Below are 23,713 nucleotides of genomic sequence, written 5' to 3'. Positions count from 1 at the left end.
CTGGAGAGCATTGTGACCACACCCCGTGTACGCCAAGGCCTGGTGCTGGGCATGAGCACGCTGGCCTTCACTGTCTGTTTCATGGTCTGGATGATGTTTGCGGTGCTCGGCGTGCCGATCAAGGAACTGCTGCAGCTCAACGAAACCCAATTCGGCCTGCTGGCCGCCACCCCGGTGTTGACCGGCTCGTTGTCACGTCTGCCGCTGGGTTTGCTGACCGACCGGTTCGGCGGTCGCAGCGTGTTCTTCGTGCTGATGCTGTCCTGCGTCGCGCCCCTCTATCTGATCAGCCACGCCACCGCCTACTGGCAATTCCTTGTACTGGGCCTGTTCGTCGGGCTGGCCGGTGGCTCGTTTTCGGTGGGGATCGCCTACGTTGCCAAGTGGTTCGACAAGGACAGCCAGGGTTTTGCCATGGGCGTGTTTGGCGCCGGTAACGCCGGGTCGGCCGTGACCAAGTTTCTCGCTCCGGCGCTGATTGCCGCCGGCAGCTGGCAACTGGTGCCAAAGGTCTTCAGTGCGATCCTGTTCATCACCGCATTGCTGTTCTGGTTCCTCAGTGCCGACAACCAGGCCCACCGCAGCGCATCGGGCGCCAGCCTGCGCGAGCAACTGCGTTCGCTGAAAGACCCGGCGGTGTGGCGCTACTGCCAGTACTACTCGATCGTCTTCGGCGGCTACGTGGCCCTGGCGCTGTGGATGACCAAATACTACGTGCAGGAATACGGCTTCAGCCTGCAAAGCGCAGCGCTGCTGGCGGCCTGTTTTTCCCTGCCCGGTGGCGTGCTGCGCGCGGTGGGCGGCTGGATGTCGGATCGCTGGGGCGCGCAGAGCGTGACCTGGTGGGTGCTGTGGGTCAGCTGGATCTGCCTGTTCCTGCTCTCGTATCCGCAAACCCAACTGCAAGTGCAGACCATCAATGGCCCGGTGGATTTCCACATCGGCCTCAATCCTGCGCTGTTCACCGTGCTGCTGTTCGTGATGGGCATCGCCTTCGCGTTCGGCAAGGCCTCGGTCTTCAAATACATCGCCAATGACTATCCGAAAAACATGGGGGCGGTGTCGGGCATCGTCGGCCTGGCCGGTGGCCTGGGCGGTTTCATCCTGCCGATCCTGTTTGGCGCCCTGGTCGACCTGACCGGCGTGCGCTCCTCCTGCTTCATGTTGCTGTACGGCGTGGTCTGGGTGTCCCTGGCCTGGATGTACTTCAGCGAGATCCGCAAAAGCCCGGTGCTGGGTAAAGCGCCGGCCCCGAATTCCAGCATTGCCCAAGGAGAACACCATGTCCGTTCTGCAAAAGCCTGACCAAGGCCCGGTCATTCATGACTGGCGCCCCGAGGACCCCGCGTTCTGGGGCAGTAGCGGCAAACAGACCGCCACCCGCAACCTGTGGATCTCGATTCCCGCGCTGCTGCTGGCCTTCGCCGTGTGGATGGTCTGGAGCACGGTGATCGTGCGCCTGAATGCCATCGGCTTCACCTTCAGCACCGACCAGTTGTTCTGGCTGGCGGCGTTGCCGGGGTTGTCCGGGGCGACGTTCCGGGTCTTCTATTCGTTCATGGTGCCGATCTTCGGCGGCCGCCGCTGGACCGCGCTGAGCACCGCGTCGTTGCTGATTCCGTCGATCTGGATGGGCTTCGCCGTGCAGGACACCAGTACTTCGTACAGCGTGTTCGTGATGATCGCGTTGCTCTGTGGCTTTGGCGGCGGCAACTTCGCTTCGAGCATGTCCAACATCAGCTTCTTCTATCCCAAGTCGCAGCAGGGCACGGCGCTGGGACTGAACGCCGGACTGGGTAACCTCGGCGTGTCGGTGATGCAGTTTTGCGTGCCGCTGGTGATTACCTTCGGTGTGTTCGGTTTCCTTGGCGGCAAGGCGCAAGTGCTGCCGGACGGCACGCAATTGTGGCTGCAGAACGCCGGGTTCATGTGGGTGCCGTTCATTGTGCTGGTGACCGTGCTGGCCTGGTTCGGCATGAACGATCTGTCCAGCGCCAAGGCCTCGTTCAGCGAGCAGGCGGTGATCTTCAAGCGCAAGCACAACTGGCTGATGTGCTGGCTCTACCTGGCAACGTTCGGCTCGTTCATCGGCTTCTCGGCGGCGTTTCCCTTGCTGATCAAGACCGCGTTCCCCGATGTCATCGCCCTGAAGTTTGCCTTCCTCGGCCCGCTGGTCGGTGCGCTGGTGCGTCCATTGGGCGGCTGGCTGGCGGACAAGCTCGGCGGCGCGAAAGTGACCCTGTGGAATTTCGTCCTGATGATCGTGATGGTCTTCGGCGTCCTGCACTTCCTGCCGCAGAACGGCAGCGGCGGCAACTTCTACGGTTTCCTCGGCCTGTTCATGCTGCTGTTCATCACCACCGGCATCGGCAACGGCTCCACCTTCCGCATGATCCCGGTGATCTTCCGCGCCCAGCATGAAAAAGCCTCGGCCGGCAAGGCGCCAGCGGTGCGCGAGCAAGCGCTCAAGGACGCCGGCAAGGAGTCCGCCGCCGTCCTCGGTTTCAGTTCGGCCATGGGCGCCTTCGGTGCGTTCTTCATTCCCAAATCCTTCGGCACTTCGATGGCCCAGACCGGCGGCCCGGAGATGGCCTTCTACATGTTCGTCGGCTTTTACCTGAGCTGCATCGTCGTGACCTGGTGGTGGTACGCGCGCAAAGGCGCCGAGACCCCCTGCTGAGACGACCCGAATCCAACCATTGCGTGGGCGGGGCGCAGAACCCCGCAGCAAGCCTGAGAGGACTACACCGTGAGTCATTTACTGGATCAATTGCGGTTCTTCAATCGCAAGCAAAACGAGTTTTCCGACGGTCATGGCGAGACCCGCAAGGAGTCCCGCGACTGGGAGAACGTCTACCGTTCGCGCTGGCAGTACGACAAGATCGTGCGCTCCACCCACGGGGTGAACTGCACCGGCTCGTGCTCGTGGAAAATCTACGTCAAGAACGGCCTGATCACCTGGGAAACCCAGCAGACCGACTACCCGCGCACCCGCAACGATCTGCCCAACCACGAGCCCCGTGGCTGCCCGCGTGGCGCCAGCTACAGCTGGTACATCTACAGCGCCAACCGCCTCAAGTACCCGAAAATCCGCAAGCCGCTGCTCAAGCTCTGGCGCGAAGCGCGGCAGACCCTGGCGCCGGTCGAGGCCTGGGCGAGCATCGTCGAGGACAAGGCCAAGGCCGACTCCTACAAAAGCAAGCGCGGCATGGGTGGCTTCATTCGTTCCAGTTGGGATGAAGTCAACGAGATCATTGCCGCCGCCAACGTCTACACCATCAAACAGTACGGCCCGGACCGGGTGGTGGGCTTCTCGCCGATCCCGGCGATGTCGATGGTCAGCTACGCCGCCGGCGCGCGTTACCTGTCGCTGATCGGCGGTGCCTGCCTGAGCTTCTACGACTGGTATTGCGACCTGCCGCCAGCCTCGCCGATGGTCTGGGGCGAACAGACCGACGTGCCGGAATCGGCCGACTGGTACAACTCCAACTACATCATCGCCTGGGGCTCCAACGTTCCGCAGACCCGTACCCCGGACGCGCATTTCTTCACCGAAGTCCGCTACAAGGGCACCAAGACTGTCGCGATCACCCCGGATTACTCGGAAGTCGCCAAACTCACCGACCTGTGGCTCAACCCCAAGCAGGGCACCGATGCCGCGCTGGCCCAGGCCTTCAATCATGTGATCTTCAAGGAATTCCACCTCGACCAGCCGAGCGCCTATTTCACCGAATACGCCAAGCGCTACACCGACTTGCCGGTGCTGGTCTTGCTCAAGCCGATGCTCGGCACCGCGCCGGGCGCCGGTTATCAGCCGGATCGCTTCCTGCGCGCCAGCGACCTGACCGACAACCTCGGCCAGGACAACAACCCGGAATGGAAAACCATCGCTCTGGATGCCAACGGCGAACTGGTTTCCCCGCAAGGCTCGATCGGCTATCGCTGGGGCGAGAAGGGCAAGTGGAACATCCTCGCCCGTGAAGGCGGCGAGGGCCGTGAAATCGATCTGAAACTGAGCCTGATCGGTGATGACGTCGCCGAAGTGGCGTTCCCGTATTTCGCTGGCGAGGCCCACGAGTATTTCGAGCATGTGGCCGGCGATGCCGTGCAATACCGCCGCGTGCCGGTACACAGCCTGACGCTGGCCGACGGCAGCGTGGCCAAGGTCGCGACCGTGTTTGACCTGTCGGCCGCCAACCTGGCGATTGACCGTGGCCTGGGCGGCGCCAACGTCGCCAAGGACTACAACGACGCCTCGGTGCCCGGCACTCCGGCCTGGCAGGAGCAGATCACCGGCGTGAGCCGCGAAAAAGCCATCCAGATTGCCCGTGAGTTCGCTGACAACGCCGACAAGACCCGTGGTCGCTCGATGATTATCGTCGGCGCGGCGATGAACCACTGGTATCACATGGACATGAACTACCGTGGGCTGATCAACATGCTCATGCTCTGCGGTTGTGTCGGCCAGACCGGTGGCGGCTGGGCGCACTACGTCGGCCAGGAAAAACTGCGTCCGCAATGCGGCTGGCTGCCGCTGGCATTCGGCCTGGACTGGAGCCGTCCGCCACGGCAAATGAACGGCACCAGCTTCTTCTACGCCCACAGTTCGCAGTGGCGCCACGAGAAGATGAACATGCACGACGTGCTCTCGCCGCTGGCCGACAAGTCGCAGTTCCCCGAACACGCCCTGGACTACAACATCCGCGCCGAACGCGCCGGCTGGCTGCCGAGCGCGCCGCAACTCAACACCAATCCGCTGCACATCTGCCGCGATGCCGCTGCGGCGGGCATGGACACCAAGGACTACGTGGTCAAGTCGCTGCACGAAGGCTCGTTGCGCTTTGCCTGCGAGCAGCCGGACAGCCCGGTCAACTTCCCGCGCAACATGTTCATCTGGCGCTCCAACCTGCTGGGTTCCTCGGGCAAGGGCCACGAGTACATGCTCAAGTACCTGCTCGGCACCAAGAACGGCGTGATGAACGAAGACATCGGCCAGGTCGGCGACTGCAAGCCTGAAGAAGCCGAATGGGTCGATCAGGGTGCCATCGGCAAGCTGGATCTGGTGACCACCCTGGACTTCCGCATGTCCTCGACCTGCGTCTATTCCGACATCGTCCTGCCGACCGCGACCTGGTACGAGAAGGACGACATGAACACCTCGGACATGCACCCGTTCATTCACCCGTTGTCGGCGGCGATCGATCCTGCCTGGGAATCGCGTTCCGACTGGGAAATCTACAAGGGCATCGCCAAGGCGTTTTCGGCGATGTCCGAAGGGCACCTCGGCGTCGAGAAGGATCTGGTGACCGTGCCGCTGATGCACGACAGCGTTGGCGAACTGGCCCAGCCGTTTGGCGGCACCGACTGGAAAAGCGCCGGAGTGGCGCCACAACCGGGCAAGAACGCGCCGAACCTGCAAGTGGTCGAGCGTGATTACCCGAACATCTACAAGCAGTTCACCTCCCTCGGCCCGTTGCTGGAGAAACAGGGCAACGGCGGCAAGGGCATCAACTGGAACACCGAGGCCGAAGTGAAATTCCTCGGCGAGCTCAATCATCACGAACGCGAGGCGGGGATCAGCAAGGGCCGGCCGAAAATCGACACGGCCATCGACGCCGCTGAAGTGATTCTGTCCCTGGCCCCGGAAACCAACGGCCATGTGGCGGTCAAGGCGTGGGCGGCGCTGTCGGAGTTCACCGGCCTGGATCACAGCCATCTGGCGCTGCCCAAAGAGCACGAAGCCATCCGCTTCCGCGACATTCAGGCCCAGCCACGCAAGATCATCTCCAGCCCGACCTGGTCGGGGCTCGAAGACGATCATGTCAGCTACAACGCCGGCTACACCAACGTTCACGAGAACATCCCGTGGCGCACCATCACCGGTCGCCAGCAGTTCTACCAGGATCACCCGTGGATGCAGGCGTTCGGCGAGCAACTGATGAGTTATCGCCCGCCGGTCAATACCCGCACCATCGAAGGCGTGAAGGGCAAACGCAGCAACGGCGAAACCGAAATCGTCCTGAACTGGATCACTCCGCACCAGAAATGGGGCATTCACAGCACCTACAGCGACAACCTGCTGATGCTCACCCTCAGCCGGGGCGGGCCGATTGTCTGGCTCTCGGAGAACGATGCCAGGCGCGCCAACATCGAGGACAACGACTGGATCGAGTGCTTCAACGCCAACGGTGCACTGACCGCCCGCGCGGTGGTCAGCCAGCGGATCAAGGACGGCATGGTGATGATGTACCACGCCCAGGAACGCATCGTGAACGTACCCGGCGCGCAAACCACCAAGACCCGTGGCGGCCACCACAACTCGGTCACCCGCGTGGTGCTCAAGCCGACCCACATGATCGGCGGCTATGCCCAGCAGGCTTACGGTTTCAACTATTACGGCACCGTCGGTTGCAACCGCGACGAGTTCGTCGTGGTGCGCAAGATGTCGCGCGTCGACTGGCTCGATGGCTCCGATGGCAATGACCTGCCACGTCCGCTGCCCACCGATATCGAGGAGAACTGAGATGAAGATTCGCTCACAGATCGGCATGGTGCTGAACCTGGACAAATGCATCGGCTGCCACACCTGCTCGATCACCTGCAAGAACGTCTGGACCAGCCGCGAAGGTATGGAATACGCCTGGTTCAACAACGTCGAAAGCAAGCCCGGCATCGGCTATCCGAAAGAATGGGAAAACCAGGACAAGTGGAAGGGCGGTTGGGTGCGCAATGCCAACGGCTCGATCAACCCGCGCATTGGCGGAAAATTCCGCGTGCTGGCGAACATCTTCGCCAACCCGGACCTGCCAAGCATCGACGACTACTACGAACCGTTCGACTTCGACTACCAGCACCTGCACACCGCGCCGCTGGGCGAGCACCAGCCGACCGCACGTCCGCGTTCGCTGCTTTCCGGCAAGCGCATGGAGAAAATCGAGTGGGGGCCGAACTGGGAAGAAATCCTCGGCACCGAGTTCGCCAAGCGGCGCAAGGACAAGAACTTCGACAAGGTCCAGGCGGACATCTACGGCGAGTACGAAAACACTTTCATGATGTACCTGCCGCGCCTGTGCGAGCACTGCCTCAACCCGGCGTGCGCGGCGTCGTGCCCGAGCGGAGCGATCTACAAGCGTGAAGAAGACGGCATCGTCCTGATCGACCAGGAAAAATGCCGGGGCTGGCGGATGTGCATCAGCGGCTGCCCGTACAAGAAGATCTACTTCAACTGGAAAAGCGGCAAATCCGAGAAGTGCATTTTCTGCTACCCGCGTATCGAGGCCGGGATGCCGACCGTGTGCGCCGAAACCTGTGTCGGGCGGATTCGCTACCTCGGCGTGTTGCTGTATGACGCCGACCGCATCAGCGAAGTGGCGGGCACTGCCAACGAACAGGATCTGTACGAAAAACAACTGGAGATCTTCCTCGATCCGAATGACCCGGCGGTGATTCGTCAGGCCCTGGCCGACGGCGTGCCGCAATCGGTGATCGATTCGGCCCAGCGCTCGCCGGTCTACAAAATGGCCGTGGACTGGAAACTCGCGCTGCCGCTGCACCCGGAATACCGCACCTTGCCAATGGTCTGGTACGTGCCGCCGCTGTCGCCGATCCAGAACGCCGCCGCTGCCGGCACCGTGGGCATGAACGGAGTGATCCCGGATGTCGACAGCTTGCGGATTCCGCTGCGCTATCTGGCGAACCTGCTCACCGCTGGTGATGTACGTCCGGTCAAACGGGCGCTGAAACGCTTGCTGGCGATGCGCGCCTACAAGCGTTCCGAGCAGGTCGAGGGGGTCAAGGATCTGCAAGTGCTCAAGGATGTCGGCTTGAGCGTGGACCAGGTCGAGGAAATGTACCGCTACCTGGCCATCGCCAATTACGAAGACCGTTTTGTAGTGCCAAGTGCCCACCGTGAAGACGCCATGAGCGACGCCTTTGCCGAGCGTTCCGGGTGCGGCTTCAGTTTCGGCAGCGGCTGTAGCGGCAGCTCCGACACCAATATGTTCGGGGCGAAGAAAGCCAACCGCCGCGACATCCTCAAAACCGTGCAGTTGTGGGAGGACTGAGCATGCAAATTCTCAAAGTGATTTCGCTGCTGCTCGATTACCCGAGTGAAACCCTGATCGAGGGCCGCGATGAGCTGGAGCAGGCCATCCATCAGGCGCGGGAAATCAGCCCGAAACAGCGCGGCGCGTTGTTCGAATTGCTCGAACTGATCTGCGGCGATGACCTGATGGACGGGCAGGAACACTACGGTGCGCTGTTCGGTCGGGGCAGGGCGCTGTCGCTGCTGTTGTTCGAGCATGTCCACGGTGAGTCCCGCGACCGGGGCCAGGCCATGGTCGACATGCTGGCCCAGTACGAGGCTGCCGGGTTCGCCATCAGCGTCAAGGAGCTGCCGGACTACATCCCGCTGTACCTGGAGTTTCTCTCCACCCGCGACGACCTCGAAGCCCGCGAGGGCCTGGCCGACGTTGCGCACCTGCTGGCGTTGCTCGCGGCGCGTCTGGATGAGCGTGAAAGCGCCTACGCCAGTTGCTTCCGCGCCTTGCTGCAGATTGCCGGGGCCGAGCCGCATCAGGCGGTCGCTGACCTGCGTGAGCAAGTCGCGGCGGAAACCCGCGACGACTCCCTCGAAGCCCTCGACAAAATCTGGGAAGAAGAGGCCGTGGATTTCCTCAAGGCCGAGCAACAGGACCGTTGCAGTGCAATACCGAGCGCGCCGGGCAAGGCCCGGGAAGAGAGCGCGGTGCCGTTGCATTGGGTGGATTTTCAGCATGAAGGGCAGGCCGCAGCGCCTGGCCGGGAGGTAGGCAATGTCTAAGTGGAATCTGTTGGCGTTCGGGATCTACCCCTACGTCGCATTGGCGATCTGCCTGATTGGCAGTTGGGCGCGCTTCGATCTGGCGCAGTACACCTGGAAGGCTGGCTCGAGCCAGATGCTCAACCCGCGCGGCATGCGCGTGGCGAGCAACTTCTTTCACATCGGCGTGCTGTTTGTGCTGGCCGGGCATTTTGTCGGGCTGCTGACCCCCGCGTCGGTCTATCACCACGTCATCAGCACCGAGCACAAGCAGTTGCTGGCGATGGTGTCCGGCGGCTTCTTCGGCCTGCTGTGCCTGATCGGCTTGTTGATGCTGATCAAGCGGCGCCTGACTGACCCCCGGGTGCGTGCCAGTTCCAGCACCTCGGACATCCTGATCCTGCTGGTGCTGCTGGCGCAGTTGCTGCTCGGCCTGCTGACCATCGTCGCGTCCACCGCGCACATGGACGGTTCGGTGATGGTGATGCTCGCCGACTGGGCACAGAACATCGTGATGCTGCGGCCGATGGAAGCGGCGCAGTCCATCAGTCCGGTCGGGCTGACCTACAAGCTGCACGTGTTCCTTGGCTTGACTCTGTTTGTGCTGTTCCCGTTCACGCGTCTCGTACACATCGTCAGTGCGCCGGTCTGGTATCTGGGCCGTCGTTATCAAATCGTTCGGCAGAAGTTCTGAGGAGGCAGTCATGTCAGGTGGATGCGGATGTGGTGGCGGCAATGGCGGCAGCGGTGGCTGCGGTTCTTCAAGTAAAGCGGAGGCAGTGCCAGTGCCAGAGAGCGCTCCGGCGCCGTTTGAGGAACTGGCGGTGGAAGAAGCCCCGGCGCAGTTGATCGCCAGCAGTGAACAGGAATGGCCGATCATCAGCGTCAACGAGGTGGCGATCACCCCGCAGGCGATGGCCCAGGAGCTGCAATATCACCCGGCCGAAAACCGCGAGGAAGCGGTTTACCTGGCCGCCCGGGCGCTGGTGATCCGCGAGTTGTTGCAGCAGCGGATTGCCGAGCTCGGGCTGGCGCTGGAGATCGGCGCCGGGGAGAACGAAGAGGAAGCGGCCACGCGCCTGTTGCTTGAGCGTGAGGTACAGGTGCCGGAGTGCGATGAGGACACCACGCGGCGTTACTACGAAAGCAATCGCGGGCGCTTTCACAGTGCGCCGCTGCTGGCCGTGCGGCACATCCTGCTCGAATGCGCGCCGGACGATGCCGAGGCCCGGGCGCTGGCCCATGTCCAGGCGGAAATTCTCCTGCAACGGCTGGATGAGTTCCCTGGCAGTTTCGCCGAGCTGGCGCTGAAGTATTCCGCCTGCCCGTCCAAGGCTCAGGGCGGATCGCTGGGGCAGATCAGCAAGGGCCAGACCGTGCCGGAGCTGGAGCGCCAGTTGTTCACTCTTGCGCCGGGTCTGGCCGGTAAGCCGCTGGAAAGCCGTTATGGCTGGCATGTGGTCAGCGTCGATCAGCGGGTCGAAGGCGCGCAGTTGCCTTACGAAGCGGTGGCGACGGCGATTCGCACCCAGTTGCAGCAGGGCGTGTGGCAAAAGGCGCTGGTGCAGTACCTGCAAACCCTGATCGGCGCGGCGGATATTCGCGGCATCCGTTTGCAGGGCGCCGATTCACCGTTGGTGCAGTAGGCCGGGGGACGTGATGAACGCTGTGATGCAGGATGGTTTTGGGCGCCAGATCGACTATCTGCGGATGTCGGTGACAGACCGCTGTGATTTTCGCTGTGTGTATTGCATGGCGAAAAACATGACGTTCCTGCCGCGTCAGCAGGTGCTCACGCTGGAGGAACTGCAACGCCTGGCGACGCTGTTTGTCGGCATGGGCGTGCGCAAGATACGCCTCACCGGCGGTGAGCCATTGATCCGTCCGGGGATCGTCGACTTGTGCCGCAACATTGCAGCGTTGCCCGGTTTGCGCGAACTGGTGATGACCAGCAACGGCTCGCAGTTGGGGCGACTGGCGCGGCCATTGGTCGACGCCGGGGTGAAACGGATGAACATCAGCCTCGACAGCCTGGATGCCCGGCGATTTCGCGCGATCACCCGCAACGGCGATCTGGATCAGGTGCTGCACGGCATTGAAACGGCGCGGGATGCGGGGTTTGAGCGGATCAAGCTCAATTGCGTGGTGATGAAGGGGCGCAACTTCGATGAAGTGCCGGCGCTGGTGCAATACGCCATCGACCAGCGCATCGACATCAGCTTCATCGAGGAAATGCCCTTGGGCGATGTCGGGCGTTCCCGTGGCGAATCGTTCTGCGCAAGCGATGAAGTGCGGGCGCTGATTGCCAGTCGGCATCGGCTGCTCGACAGCACCGAGAACAGCGGCGGACCGGCGCGCTATGTGCGTCTGGAGCAGCATCCGGATACGCGGATCGGCTTCATCTCGGCCAACAGCCACAACTTCTGCGGCACCTGCAACCGGGTACGGATGACGGTTGAAGGCAAGCTGTTGCTCTGTCTGGGCCAGGACGATGCGCTGGACCTGCGCGGATTGCTGCGACGGTATCCGCTGGATGATCAACCGCTGATCCACGCGATCCAGAAAGCCCTGCGCGGTAAACCCCTGCGCCACGACTTCACCCCGCAAGGGGAGGTGCAGATCGTGCGGTTCATGAACATGAGCGGCGGTTGAAGACCACCCGTCCCTAGATTGAATTCGCCGTTTTTTCACCGTCCAAACTTGATGCCGATCAATTGCAGCGCCGTGCTTTGTCCGTAGTCTTCACAGCATGTTGTGGTTTTGAGTTGTTCGAAATCTATATGTGGTGTTTGGAGGCCAAATGCAGAGCACGTTGATCTCAGTAGGGTGTAACCGCTTGCACAAGCGCAATGGCGATCTGGTTGCCTTTGATGCCGACAAGATCCGTCAGGCGCTGATCGCCGCCGGCAAGGCCACGGGCGAGTACACCGAGGTTGAAGTCGAGGGTTTGCTGGCGGCGGTGCTTGCTCGGTTGGAGGGCATGTCACGGCTGCATGTCGAGCAGATCCAGGACCGGGTCGAGCGAGTGCTGATGGACGCCGGATTTTTCCACGCCATGCGCGCCTACATCGTTTACCGCGAACAGCATGGACGTCTGCGCCGCGACCGCCGGACGATGGTCGAGGTGGCAACGTCGATGAACGAATACCTCGACCGCGAAGACTGGCGGGTTCAGGCCAACGCCAATCAGGGTTATTCCCTCGGCGGGCTGGTGCTGAACGTGTCGGGCAAGGTCACTGCCAATTACTGGCTCGACGAGGTGTACAGCGAGGCGATCGGTCAGGCTCACCGCGAGGCCGATCTGCATATCCATGACCTCGACATGCTCGCCGGTTACTGCGCCGGCTGGTCGCTGCGCACCCTGTTGCACGAAGGCCTCAACGGTGTGCCGGGGCGAGTCGAGGCCGGCCCGCCGCAGCACCTGAGCAGTGCCCTGGGGCAAATGGTCAATTTCCTCGGCACCCTGCAAAACGAATGGGCCGGCGCCCAGGCGTTCAGCTCCTTCGATACCTACCTGGCGCCTTACGTGCGCAAGGATCGCCTGAGTTTTCCCGAGATACGCCAGGCCATTCAGGAGTTCATCTACAACCTCAACGTGCCGTCGCGCTGGGGCACCCAGACGCCGTTCACCAACCTGACCTTCGACTGGGTCTGTCCGCAGGATCTGCGTGAGCAGATCCCGGTCATCGGCGGTGAGGAAATGCCGTTCGCCTATGGCGACCTGCAAGCCGAAATGGACCTGCTCAACCGCGCCTACATCGAGGTGATGCAGGCCGGCGATGCGAAGGGGCGGGTGTTCACCTTTCCGATCCCGACCTACAACATCACCCACGACTTTCCGTGGGACAGTGAAAACGCCGATCGACTGTTTGAAATGACGGCGCGTTACGGGTTGCCGTATTTCCAGAACTTCCTCAATTCGGACATGCAGCCCAATCAGGTGCGCTCGATGTGCTGCCGCCTGCAACTGGACGTGCGCGAACTGCTCAAGCGCGGTGGCGGATTGTTCGGCTCGGCGGAGCAGACCGGGTCGCTGGGGGTAGTGACCATCAACTGTGCGCGCCTGGGCTACGTGTTCAAAGGCAACACCGGCGGCTTGTTGCAGCGCCTGGATGCGCTGATGGAGCTGGCGATGGAAAGCCTGGAGGTCAAACGCAAGGTGATCCAGCACCACATGGATGCCGGTTTGTATCCCTACACCAAGCGCTATCTGGGCACCTTGCGCAATCACTTCTCGACCATCGGCCTTAATGGCCTGCATGAAATGCTGCGCAACTTCACCGGCGACGAGGAGGGCATGCACACCGAGACGGGCCGGCGCTTCGCGGTGAACTTGCTCGATCATGTGCGCGCCACTTTGCTGCGGTTCCAGGAAGAAACCGGTCACCTCTACAACCTCGAAGCCACACCGGCGGAGGGCACCACCTACCGCTTCGCCAAGGAAGACCTCAAGCGCTACCCCGACATTCTCCAGGCCGGCAGCCCCGTGGCGCCGTACTACACCAATTCCTCGCAGCTGCCGGTGGGCTACACCCAAGACCCGTTCGAAGCCCTGGAGCTGCAGGACGAGCTGCAATGCAAATACACCGGCGGCACGGTCCTGCATCTGTACATGGCTGAGCGGATTTCCTCGACCCAGGCTTGCAAGCAACTGGTGCGCAAGGCCCTTGGGCGCTTCCGGCTGCCCTACCTGACCGTGACCCCGACGTTCTCGATCTGTCCGGTCCATGGCTACCTCGATGGCGAACACGAGTTCTGCCCCAAATGCGACGAGGTTTTGCTGCTGCAAGAACAGCAGGGCGGCACCGTTCACTGATTTCGATCCACTCAACGCAAGGAGCTTCACCATGACAGCATCGCAACCTCTCACTCAGCTGCAACGCCAACGCTGCGAAGTCTGGACCCGGGTGATGGGCTATCACCGTCCGGTGTCGGCGTTCAATCCCGGCAAACAGTCGGAGCACCGCGAGCGGGTGCATTTCACTGAAGGCGCCGCGTGGACCGGGCGCCAATGAGCCGAACACTGCGGGTCGGGGGCATGGTGCCCCTGACCACTATCGACTATCCGGGGCAGCTCGCCTGCGTGCTGTTCTGCCAGGGCTGCGCCTGGCGTTGCCGTTACTGCCACAACCCGCAACTGATCCCGCCGCGTGGCACCGAGGAAGTGGATTGGCGGCGGGTGCTGGCGTTTCTGCAACGCCGCCAGGACTTGCTCGACGCCGTGGTATTCAGTGGCGGCGAACCGACCTTGCAGGACGGTTTGCCCGGCGCCATGGATGAAGTGCGCGACCTGGGTTTTCGCATCGGCCTGCACAGCGCCGGGATCAAGCCGAAAGCCTTCGCCAAGGCCTTGAGCGGCGCGGACTGGGTCGGTTTCGACGTCAAGGCGCTGGCCGAGGATTGCCAGATCATCACTCGGGTCGAGGGCAGCGGCCGCGCCAACTGGCGCAGCCTCGATCACCTGCTGGCCAGCGGTGTCGATTACGAATGTCGCACCACGGTGCATTGGCACCTGTTCGAGCCGGAGCGCCTGCTGACCCTGGCGCAGCGTCTGAGCGAGCGCGGGGTCAAGCGCTTCGCCGTGCAACTGGTTCGCACCGAGCGGATGTTCGATCCGTTGTTGCCGAGCATTTCGGCACAAGCCTTGCTACCCGATCTCTGGGCAGCGATGCGCGAGTTGTTCCCGGCCTTCGTGTTGCGCCGATAACCGAGACGGCGCAACAACCTTCAGTAACTACACACCCTCCATGAATTTCAAATGCGCTGCCATCGGGCAGGTATCAAACAGGGAGCATTTGATATGGCAAGATTTTCGACTGCACAACGAATCGTCATCGGCTTCGCAATTGCGCCACTGGCACTGATCAGCCTGGCGTTTTACGCGCTGCACGATCTGGCAACCCTCAAGGAACAGGCGGTGGTGATCGTCAAACAGGATTGGCCGAAGATCGAGCCGATCATGGTGATTGCCACCGGCGTCCGTGATAACGCCCGCAACACCCGGGACTTACTGATCAACAAAGACAATCAATCAGTCCAGCAGTCCATCGACACCACCAAAAAACGCATCACCCAGGCACTCGAAACCCTCGAACCGTTGTTCTATCTGCCTGAGGGCAAAGCCGCATATGCGGCCCTGAAAACCAACCGCGAAGCCTATGTGGCCGCGTTCACCCAGGTGCAGGCGCTGATTCGCCAGGGCGCGGCCGACGAAGCCATGGCTCAGTTGAAACAGAAGGTTGTCCCGGCCGAGGCCGAGGTCTACCGCAGCCTGGATCAGTTGATGGCGTTGCAGGGGAAAATCTTCGCCGACCGTGAGCAGTCGGCGCAGGAGCTGTATAGCGATGCGCGGCGCAACATGCTCGGCTTGTTCCTGTTCTGCGTGGCGCTGGTCGTTGCTGCGGCGGTCATCGTCACCCGCAGTGTCACCCGGCCGCTGGGTGGCGAGCCGGACGATGCTGCGCGGGTCTTGAGTCAGATCGCTCAGGGCGATCTGACGATCGAGGTGCCGGTCAGCTCCAGCGCCGACGGCAGCGTGATGGTCAACATGCAGCAGATGCAGCAGAGCCTCAATGCGATGGTCAAGCACATCGCGGGTTCGGTTGACCGGGTCGCCAGCTCTTCCGAAGAACTGAGCGCGGTCAGCAGCCAGACCGCCAGCAACCTGCAAATGCAGGGGCTGGAGATCGAGCAGGCGGCTGCGGCGGTGAACCAGATGACCGCAGCGGTGGATGAAGTGGCACGCAACGCGGTCAGCACGTCCGAGGCCTCGCGAAAATCCGAGGAAACGGCGCAACGCGGCCGTGAACAGGTCCAGGAAACCGTGGCCTCGATTGGCGAACTGGCCGACGGGGTGACCGATACATCTCAGCGTATCGAGCAACTGGCCGGCCGGGTGCAGGACATCAGCAAGGTGCTGGACGTGATTCGCAGCATTGCCGAGCAGACCAATCTGTTGGCCCTCAATGCGGCGATCGAGGCGGCGCGGGCCGGGGATGCCGGGCGCGGTTTCGCGGTGGTGGCCGATGAAGTGCGGGCGCTGGCGCATCGCACGCAGGAGTCCACCGAGGAAATCGAACAGATGATCGATAACGTGCGCCAGGACACCGGCCTGGCGGTCACGGCCATGCAAAGCAGCAGCGAGCGGGTGCGCGCGACCCTGGAAGTGGCGCAGCGTTCGGGCGAGGCGCTGGATGAAATCACCCGTTCGATTTCGCAGATCAACGAACGCAACATGATGATCGCCAGTGCCACGGAAGAGCAGGCGCTGGTCGCGCGGGAGGTGGATCGCAATCTGGTGGGTATCCGCAACTTGTCCGATCAGGTGCTGCTCGGCGCCCGGCATACCGATACCGCCGGCCACGAATTGGCGCAGATGGCGGGGGCGTTGCACCAGACCGTGGCACGTTTCAAGGTCTAGTTGAAGCGGCGAGGTGGTGGCGACGCTCAGGCCCAGCCCCAGAATTGCAACCACCAGCCAAACCCGATCAAGCCATTGGCGAGCAACAGGCCGGCAGCGCCGGCTATTCGTTTGGGCCGCGACAGGCGTTCGCGGCTCAGGCGTTGCCAGCCGAGCAGCAGACTCCAGCCCATCGCCGCAATCAACAGGCCGGTTCTGGCCGGTTGTACCCAGTCGAGCAGCAGACCTTCATAGCGCAGCAATTTCACCGTGGTTGCCGACAGACCGAGAAACAGGCCGGCACCCCCGAGGGGCGTGAGGGTCAGTGCCAGAGGCCGATACAGGTCACGATCAGTCGTCAGGCGCAGGACACCCATCAGCGCCGTGCCAAGCAGCAGCGAACTCAATCCCAGATAAACGACGATGCTGAAACCGTCGAGCCAACTGAAACTGTCGTTGACCTGCGGGTAATGGGTCAGCAGCCACCACGGCGCGTTGTCTTCCAGCGCCCACAACTGGTCATGTTCGACCAGCCATTGCGCGAGGGTTTGCTTGAGGGCGATGAACCAGGGGCTGACCGTCCATTGAAACGCACCCATCGCCAGGCCAATCACCCCGAACAGCAGCAGCCGCACATCCCAGGGGGAGAGCGTGCGCGACGTCGCCTGGAGGATTTCCTGATTGCCGGAGCGGGCGATCAGTCGCACGGCGCCGCGTTGGCCGCTGCACCGCCCACAGGCATGGCAGTCACTGGCGCCTTGCAGGCGACGGATGTCGAGCAGCGGCGCGCAGTTGGGCGGTGGCAGGCGCGCGGCGGTGTTTTCCACCCAGCGTTGTTCATCGACGCGAAAATGCACCGGCGCCAGTCGGGCGAGCAGGGCGAAGACCCCGCTGACCGGGCAAAGATAGCGGCACCAAACCCGTTTGCCCCGGGCGAACAACAATCCGATGACCACCGCCGCGACGGTCGAGCCGCCGAGAATCAGCAGCGTTGCCTGGGCGTAGTCGTAGACGCTGATCAATTGGCCGTAGAGGGTTGTCAGGCAGAACGCCAGGGTCGGCCAACCGCCCCAGCGCAACCAGCGCGGCACTCCCATGCCCTTGCCGTACTGGCTGGCCCATTCGCTGAGCGAGCCTTCCGGGCACAACACGCCGCACCAGAGTCGGCCGAACAGCACGATCGACAGCAGCACGAACGGCCACCAGATCCCCCAGAACAGGAACTGCGCGAGCAGGGTCAGGTTGCCGAGGAGCCGCGCTTGACTGTCCGGCAGCGGCAGCAACGCCGGAACCACCAGCAGCAATGCGTAAAACAGCACGACGATCCATTGCACGGCACGAATGGCGCGGGCGTGACGGCGCATGCCATCGCCGAGCCGTTGAAGCCAGCGATTCAGCTCAGGCATGGGGCGTTTTCTACTGGCCGTTGCCGTAGCCAGCCGACCACGACCAGCCAGTAACCGATCCACACCAGCAAGGTCAGGGCGCTGGGCGTTGCTCGATAACCGGCGAAACCGGCGAGAAAACCACCCAGGCCATGGCTGTCGCTGAGCAAGGCGCTGCTGTCCCAAAGTGCTGCGCCGACGCTGCTGTAGACCACTTCGGGCAAATCCATGGCGAGCACTTGGCCGCCGATTCGCTCGACGGCGCTGACCAGCAACGCCGCACCGAGCAGAAGCAGGATCGCTTCGCTGAGGGCAAAGAATCGTTGCCAGGAAATCAACCGTCGACTGCTGTGCAGCAGGGTCACGGTCAGTGCCGATAGCACCAGCCCCAACGCCCCGCCAAGGGCAAACCAACCGAGCTGAGTACCTCGCAGTTGCGCACCGGCGCCGTAGAGGAACACCACGGTTTCGCTGCCCTCACGGCTGACCGCGAGCATGGCCAGCACCAACAGTCCCACGCCGCCCTGACGGGCCAGCTGGCTGTCGGCGTGGCGTTGCAGATCCTGTTTGAGGGTACGTCCGTGACGGTGCATCCAGCCGACCATTTGCACGATCAACAGGCTGGCAACCAGCGCGAGCGCGGCCTGGAACCATTCACTGGCCGATCCGCTCATGGCGTCGCCGGCAAACAGAATCAGCACCGCGAGCAACCCGGAAAGCATCAGCCCCAGTACTACACCGGCCCACAGGTATTTGACCAGACGCCGGTCCTGACCTTGCTGGCTGATCCAGGCCTGGAGAATGCCGATCACCAACAGGGCCTCGACGCTTTCGCGCCAGACGATGAACATCGATTGATTCATGGAACCTCCCTGCGTGAGCGGACTATTGCGCCAGGATCCCGCCCTCGGGCAGTTGCGGATTGAACTCGTCGAAGAACGGGTAGTGCCCGGGTTTGAGCGGGTGGATGACCACGAACGTGGTCACTCCCGGCGACAGGACTTTCTCCACCCGCAACGGTGTACTTTCGAATTCGGCCGGGCCTTGGCCGACGTTTTTCAGGATGATCTTGAAACGCTGGCCGGCCTGTACCTCCAGCACGGCCGGGGTGAAGTGGCCATCGTTCAGGCTGAGTTCATAGCTGGGTAGTTCTGCGCGGGCCGAAAGCGGCGTCAGCGCAGCGGCAAGCAGCAGCCAGGACTTCATTCAATAGCCGCCTTTTTTGCCGATGCCCGCGTAGACGAATTCGTAGTGCAATTCGCAGCGCTCGAACCACGGTGCGACGCCGGTTTCCTTGTCGGTGTGGCGGCCCAGGGACGCATGGCCGGCGGGCGGCAGGAGGGTGAAGGTCAGTTGATACTTACCGGGGCCGAGCAGCTTGACGTTATCCCCGTAGTGCGGCCCGTCATTGGCGACCATCGCGTGGAAGTCACCCTTGATTTCCGCTTCGCTGCCCTGTTTTTTCAGGTGGAAGGACACATTGAGGTAAGGCACGAAACTGCCTTCCTGAAAGCCATTGCGATTGTCAGCGGTGGCACGAATATCGGCTTCCAGATGCACATCGGAATCGGCGGTGGCACGCATCATCCCGGCAGGTTCCATCTCGATCGGCTGTAAATACACCGCTCCGACCTCCAGTCCCGCACACATCTGTGGCGAGCCGATCGGGTATTCCTTGGCCTGCGCCAGCGGCGTCAGCAGGAGCAGGGCGAGTGACAGCGAAAACGGGCTACGCATGGTTTCTTCCTGAGCACTGAGGTTGGGAACCCGAGTCTAGAAAGCTTCGCTGCGAACAATAATGATTGTTATCAAGTTTGAGGATTTAAAAACGAGGTCGTGGCCCGTCGTTGCGCGGAGCGGTTCTTGATATGCATCAAGGCCGGTTTTCTGCGCAGGTTGTAGGTTGGGTTCACGCCTCTCAATGATCGGAGAACGGCATGGCCAAACCCTTTCCTGCCAACCCCAGCCATCCTGAACGCATTTGCTGGGGCTGTGATCGTTATTGTCCGGCAAAGTCCCTGGCCTGCGGCAACGGCTCCGACCGCACGATGCATCCGGTGGAAATTTTTGGCGAGGATTGGGATTCGCCGGGAGATTGGGGGATCGAGGCGGCTGGCGTGACGGAGACGCCGGACGACAAAAGCGCCCCGTAACTTGAATTACGGGGATTTTCCGCTCGCCTTGGCGCCGCTTTTGAACAGTGCCTCGCTGACCTTGTCACCCTTGCTGAACCAGACCTCTATGACCCCCTTGGCGCCAACGAAAGCAGGGGAGAGAGGCTCGCTTTTCCAGTCGGCGCCGGATACCTCGGTGTTCACCGCGTCGACAATAGCGTCAGCGCAGCTTCTTCCCTGGTCGTCGTGGTAGCGCAAGGTGGTTTTTTGCACCTCTTTTGGCGCCGGACGGGCCGCGCGGAAGGCGGTAGCGACGACATCCTCGATGGGCGGTACGCTGGCGTGCCAGTTGGTGTGCCACCACGTTCTGAATGCACGCACCTGGTCACGCATCTCCGGGCCATAGATCTGCATGTAGATCGTATTGCCTTTGCAGACCGGATTGTCCAGTTCGCGAGCAAGGGGTTGCGGTTCAGGGTTGACGGAGGCTGGCGCCCGGGTCGCAGGGGGCTGGGACTTCGCGGGTTTGGGACATGCCTCCTGAAGGCCCTCCAGTTCATTGCGCTTGCGCGCATCCCTGGCGTTGATCGAGTAGCTTTCAGACAGGTTCTCGTATTGTTCAACCAGTGCTTCGCGCTGCGTGGAGCATGGGTGCAGCGTATTCCAGGCTCCGCTCGCGCTGTAGTCGTAGCCCCAATAGACCGCTGGCGAAGGCGATGATGTTTTCACCAGGCACGCCCCTGCAGACATTGATACGAGGCCGGTTCTGGCTTCCACCAGCACCTGACAGGCACGTCCCATGTCTGCCTTGAGCGCTGCGCAAGAATTGGCGGCATCCGCAATCACCCGCATGCCGAAGTCGGAGTTCATCAGCCAACCGGCCTCACCCTTCATGCAATAGGAATCTCCAGCGCGCAGCAGCGCTACGGCAAGTCGATTGGCGGCACCTTCGGGATCGGCTGACGGTGTTCCCGGTGGCAGCTTTTCCCACAGTTTCGATATTTCCAGCAGAGCGGTGCGCTCGCCAGTCGTCCGCGAGCTCAACGCCGTGCGGTATGACTCGAAGGATTGCCACGCGGCCACGCCCAGTGACAAAACGGCCCCGGCCCCCAGAGTTGCTCCCACGGCACCCACCTGCCGCCCCCAGACACTTCTCGATACGCGGACAACGACAGGCTTGCCGAGCGTTGTGGTATCGCCCGCTTCAGGCAAGGAAGGCGCTGTTGCAGAGGGCTCCTCGAACAGCGAGTCGAGGTGCATCCTGAGTTGGCCGATCAGGGTGTCGCAGAGCAGCTCGCCCAGGTCCGTGCCCAGCGAAAAGTAAGACTCCCACTGGCTCTCGCTGAAGAACTGATCGCCGGTGGGCTCCTGCGGGAACAGAGGGTTCTGGCGCTTGTAGTTCGCCACGTCCATCGAAACCGACCTGAACGTATTGGGTTTCACCAGAATGAGGATTGCCGGTTCCGAGTCCGGTACGTCGTCCGGATAGTGAACCGTGGCCAGTGCCAGGCAACTCTCGTTGTCATCTTTCGCAAGATCCTGCAGCGAGCCGAAGTAGCTGAGGCTTTGGCACCATTCTTCAGCCGGTGCTTCAGGGATTGCCCATTCGAGCGTGGCCAGGGCCACGGGCTGGCGGAAGGTGATGGTGATACCCAGATCGATGCGAGCCTTGCGCACCAGGTTCTCGACGTCCTCGAACGAGTAGCCGGGATCGGCGCCGCAGTCGGCCAGCACGATCACGCGGGCACGCTCGAGCAGCAGAGGGTAGACGCCGGTGTTCTCGAAGAATCCGCCATCGCTGATGTACCAATTGTCTTTGGGGCCGGCCCCGAACGTCGCGGACAGCTCGCGCAACAGTGCCTTCGATTTGCTGGTCATGCCGGCCAGCACCCGCCCTGGGAGGGAGCACGTAGCATCCGGTCCGCCTCGCTCGTCACGGGAAAGCCAGTACCCCAGTCGCACGCCGGCGAAGGTCAGCAGCGCCGCCAGTCCACGTTGCGTGCGGGCGCCAAGGCCGGGCGCGGCTGCCGCACCGGAGATCGCCATCCAGCCGCCCACGCTCAGTTTGCCGATCCCCTGGAACTCACTGCGCCAACCTTCCTGGCTCAGGCGCGAGTCGCCACCGGCCCGCACGCTCAGCAGCAAACCTTTACGATCCTGATTGAACAATCGACCCTTGGGATCGGCCGTCTGATTGACGCACGTGTTGATGATATGAACCGGGCCGCCCGCCAGGTGCGGCTGGTAATCGGCGAGCGCGACGTCATCTCCAGGCGCGACCTTGCCGACATTGCGAACCTTGCTGGTCGTCAGTTCATGGGCTTCGATCGTTGCCAGCGGCGAGTTCGCGCCGGCGCCACTGAAGCGCCAATTGTTGGTCGCCCCCAGATAGCTGCGTACCAGCCGTGCCTTGTAGAACGTATGCAAGGAAGACAGGTTGAGGAAACCCAGATTGGACCCGGTGGCCGCCACATAGAGCGCTGTGGGCACGAAGATGCAAGCCAACGCCTGCCAGCCTTTGTCGAACAACGGCAGGATCACGTCGACGACTGTGCCGTCGGATTTTATGAGAGTGGGGAACACCGGCTCGAAGCTGATTTTCAAGACCAGCGATACCCACCAGACGAACAGCGCGCCTGCGAGCAGGTAGCCGGTCAGTTGAAGAAGGTGAGGCACGATGCGGTTGGCGGGATTGTCGGGCTGCTGAGTTCGACCCTTGGCCGACCTCAGGCTCAGCATCAGCGCTTGGGCGACTCCGGAGACGACAGCCAGCAGTATGCCGAGGTCAAGCGTCTCGAATACCTGTGTCTGGAATGCCAGCAGCCAGGCAAGACGCTCGGCGATACCCAGTGCCAGAACAAGCAGGGTGAGCCCGACGAACCACATCAGCTGGCGCGTCAGTTGGTTGCGCATCTCCGACAGAGCATCTTTCTCGGGCTCACCCCGGGCGACCAGTTTCGCGTTCTTGCCGACCATGTAGAGCCAGCCGAGGCCGGCATGGATTGCTGAAGTGGTCAGCAGCAGTACGACCAGCGCCGCCACCCCAGGCAGCAGATTGGCCAGCGTCACCGTGTCTGACCTGGCTACGGGTGGCGGCGCCAAAGCCCCGACTTTCGCTGCAGCCGCCAGCAGAATTACGCAGATGACTGCCTTGCCGAGGCAGTACCCGGCAAACCGCCTGCCGACCCATTGGGTGTCCCAATACGTGAACACCAGATGCAGGGCGATTGGCAAAATGACCGTCAGTAGCAGCCAGGCAGTTGGCAGCCATTGTTTGAGGAACAGCAGCCAATGGAACAGCTCTGGTGTGTCTGGCTGAAAACCGGCGGCTGCGAGGATCTGCCATGCACCAAGATCCAGCGCCGCCAGCACGCAGCCTGCGAGTACGGCAAGCAGTCCGAATTCAAAGTGCAATGCCAGGAGGCTGCGCAGGTAGAGGGTGATGGCAAACAAGCGGTCCGAAAATCCTGCGGGGGCCAGGTAGCGACCGTTGGAGCGCAACCACCAGCCGAACCAGGTGTTCTCGGCGTTGGCCATGGCGTCTTCCACTCGATCGGCGGCGGCACTTGCAGACGGCTTGGCGCTCGGCGCGGAGGCGGTGGCGCCCGGTGCGGTCGATGCCTTGGCGATCTGCTGCGCATCCGGGCGCTCACGATCATAGAGCCGGCCGAGCAGGCTGCCGATATAACCGCCGCCGGAGACTGTCGACAGGACGTCGAAGCGGTTGAGCAATTTCTTTTTCGCAAGTCCACGCAGCAGGCCAAGGCTGAAAGTCGCGCTGCGGATACCGCCCCCGGAAAGCGCCAGACCCCATATATCGCTGCTGCCTTCAGGCAACTGCCCGGCAATTCTGGCCTGATCTTTTTTGAGCTGGTGGCGCCGGGTGGCGATCAACTCGTTCGAGTCGTTCTCGGGCCGCTTGTCAGGGTCGGCGGCTTGTGGTGCTTGTCCGGCGGGATTGTTGTCGGTCATGGCTGCTTGCCCTATGCGAAGTCCTTACGAAGCTGTAATCCGC

At 62.3% G+C, this 23,713-nt stretch carries 18 protein-coding genes and 1 pseudogene; 14 read left to right on the top strand and 5 right to left on the bottom strand.

Going from position 1 to position 23,713, the window contains the following annotated elements:
• Positions 1-12 precede the first annotated feature (12 nt).
• The 13 genes and pseudogenes from KVQ74_RS11785 to KVQ74_RS11730 all read left to right on the top strand — a co-directional run bounded on the left by KVQ74_RS11785 (position 13) and on the right by KVQ74_RS11730 (position 16,220).
• A complete protein-coding gene (locus KVQ74_RS11785) occupies positions 13-1,305 on the top strand; it encodes an MFS transporter (protein ID WP_217831245.1) in 1,293 nt (430 codons plus the stop codon).
• On the top strand, positions 1,283-2,680 hold the full coding sequence (locus KVQ74_RS11780) for a NarK family nitrate/nitrite MFS transporter (protein WP_217831244.1): 1,398 nt from the start codon (positions 1,283-1,285) through the stop codon (positions 2,678-2,680). The genes KVQ74_RS11785 and KVQ74_RS11780 overlap by 23 nt, the downstream gene beginning before the upstream one ends.
• A gap of 69 nt (positions 2,681-2,749) precedes the next feature.
• A complete protein-coding gene (locus tag KVQ74_RS11775; protein WP_217831243.1) occupies positions 2,750-6,523 on the top strand; it encodes a nitrate reductase subunit alpha in 3,774 nt (1,257 codons plus the stop codon).
• A gap of 1 nt (position 6,524) precedes the next feature.
• Complete coding sequence (narH, locus tag KVQ74_RS11770) at positions 6,525-8,063, top strand: nitrate reductase subunit beta (protein ID WP_217831242.1); 1,539 nt, start codon at positions 6,525-6,527, stop codon at positions 8,061-8,063.
• A 2-nt stretch (positions 8,064-8,065) separates the two neighbouring features.
• On the top strand, positions 8,066-8,821 hold the full coding sequence (gene narJ / locus KVQ74_RS11765; RefSeq protein ID WP_217831241.1) for a nitrate reductase molybdenum cofactor assembly chaperone: 756 nt from the start codon (positions 8,066-8,068) through the stop codon (positions 8,819-8,821).
• Positions 8,814-9,494 carry a respiratory nitrate reductase subunit gamma gene (narI, locus tag KVQ74_RS11760; RefSeq protein ID WP_217831240.1) on the top strand — a complete coding sequence of 227 codons (681 nt, stop codon included), beginning with the start codon at positions 8,814-8,816 and terminating at the stop codon, positions 9,492-9,494. The genes narJ and narI overlap by 8 nt, the downstream gene beginning before the upstream one ends.
• Positions 9,495-9,504: 10 nt before the next feature.
• Complete coding sequence (locus KVQ74_RS11755; protein ID WP_217831239.1) at positions 9,505-10,446, top strand: peptidylprolyl isomerase; 942 nt, start codon at positions 9,505-9,507, stop codon at positions 10,444-10,446.
• 13 nt (positions 10,447-10,459) lie between these two features.
• Positions 10,460-11,452 carry a GTP 3',8-cyclase MoaA gene (gene moaA / locus KVQ74_RS11750; protein WP_217831238.1) on the top strand — a complete coding sequence of 331 codons (993 nt, stop codon included), beginning with the start codon at positions 10,460-10,462 and terminating at the stop codon, positions 11,450-11,452.
• Positions 11,453-11,600: 148 nt separating this feature from the next.
• Positions 11,601-13,616 (top strand): ribonucleoside triphosphate reductase, encoded by a 2,016-nt coding sequence (locus tag KVQ74_RS11745; protein ID WP_217831237.1) that lies wholly within the window; start codon positions 11,601-11,603, stop codon positions 13,614-13,616.
• Positions 13,617-13,647: 31 nt separating this feature from the next.
• Complete coding sequence (gene nrdD / locus KVQ74_RS29400; RefSeq protein WP_217831236.1) at positions 13,648-13,815, top strand: anaerobic ribonucleoside-triphosphate reductase; 168 nt, start codon at positions 13,648-13,650, stop codon at positions 13,813-13,815.
• Entirely contained in the window at positions 13,812-14,507 is a 696-nt protein-coding gene (locus KVQ74_RS11735; protein WP_217831235.1) for an anaerobic ribonucleoside-triphosphate reductase activating protein, read from the top strand. Before nrdD ends, KVQ74_RS11735 begins: the two co-directional genes overlap by 4 nt.
• Positions 14,508-14,558: 51 nt before the next feature.
• Positions 14,559-15,122: pseudogene (locus KVQ74_RS29540) on the top strand (MCP four helix bundle domain-containing protein); the annotation flags it as partial.
• 36 nt (positions 15,123-15,158) lie between these two features.
• On the top strand, positions 15,159-16,220 hold the full coding sequence (locus tag KVQ74_RS11730; protein ID WP_404822672.1) for a methyl-accepting chemotaxis protein: 1,062 nt from the start codon (positions 15,159-15,161) through the stop codon (positions 16,218-16,220).
• Between the two features lie 26 nt (positions 16,221-16,246).
• On the opposite strand, the gene KVQ74_RS11725 is transcribed toward KVQ74_RS11730, so the two are convergent.
• The 4 genes from KVQ74_RS11725 to KVQ74_RS11710 are packed head-to-tail and all read right to left on the bottom strand — an operon-like array spanning position 16,247 to position 19,321.
• Complete coding sequence (locus KVQ74_RS11725; RefSeq protein WP_217831233.1) at positions 16,247-17,605, bottom strand: 4Fe-4S binding protein; 1,359 nt, start codon at positions 17,603-17,605, stop codon at positions 16,247-16,249.
• A complete protein-coding gene (locus KVQ74_RS11720) occupies positions 17,593-18,447 on the bottom strand; it encodes an FTR1 family iron permease (protein WP_217831232.1) in 855 nt (284 codons plus the stop codon). Before KVQ74_RS11720 ends, KVQ74_RS11725 begins: the two co-directional genes overlap by 13 nt.
• A gap of 22 nt (positions 18,448-18,469) precedes the next feature.
• The gene (locus tag KVQ74_RS11715; RefSeq protein ID WP_217831231.1) at positions 18,470-18,790 is read right to left on the bottom strand and encodes a cupredoxin domain-containing protein; all 321 of its coding nucleotides are present in this window, start codon (positions 18,788-18,790) and stop codon (positions 18,470-18,472) included.
• The gene (locus tag KVQ74_RS11710; protein WP_217831230.1) at positions 18,791-19,321 is read right to left on the bottom strand and encodes an iron transporter; all 531 of its coding nucleotides are present in this window, start codon (positions 19,319-19,321) and stop codon (positions 18,791-18,793) included.
• Between the two features lie 200 nt (positions 19,322-19,521).
• Between KVQ74_RS11710 and KVQ74_RS11705 the strand changes: the two genes are divergently transcribed.
• On the top strand, positions 19,522-19,737 hold the full coding sequence (locus tag KVQ74_RS11705; RefSeq protein ID WP_217831229.1) for a DUF3079 domain-containing protein: 216 nt from the start codon (positions 19,522-19,524) through the stop codon (positions 19,735-19,737).
• A 6-nt stretch (positions 19,738-19,743) separates the two neighbouring features.
• Here KVQ74_RS11705 and KVQ74_RS11700 read toward each other — a convergent pair whose 3' ends face one another.
• Positions 19,744-23,670 carry a patatin-like phospholipase family protein gene (locus KVQ74_RS11700; protein WP_217831228.1) on the bottom strand — a complete coding sequence of 1,309 codons (3,927 nt, stop codon included), beginning with the start codon at positions 23,668-23,670 and terminating at the stop codon, positions 19,744-19,746.
• Positions 23,671-23,713 lie beyond the last annotated feature (43 nt).

It is taken from the genome of Pseudomonas botevensis, assembly GCF_019145475.1.
Lineage (GTDB): Bacteria > Pseudomonadota > Gammaproteobacteria > Pseudomonadales > Pseudomonadaceae > Aquipseudomonas > Aquipseudomonas botevensis.
This window is presented reverse-complemented; position numbering and strand designations above follow the sequence as displayed.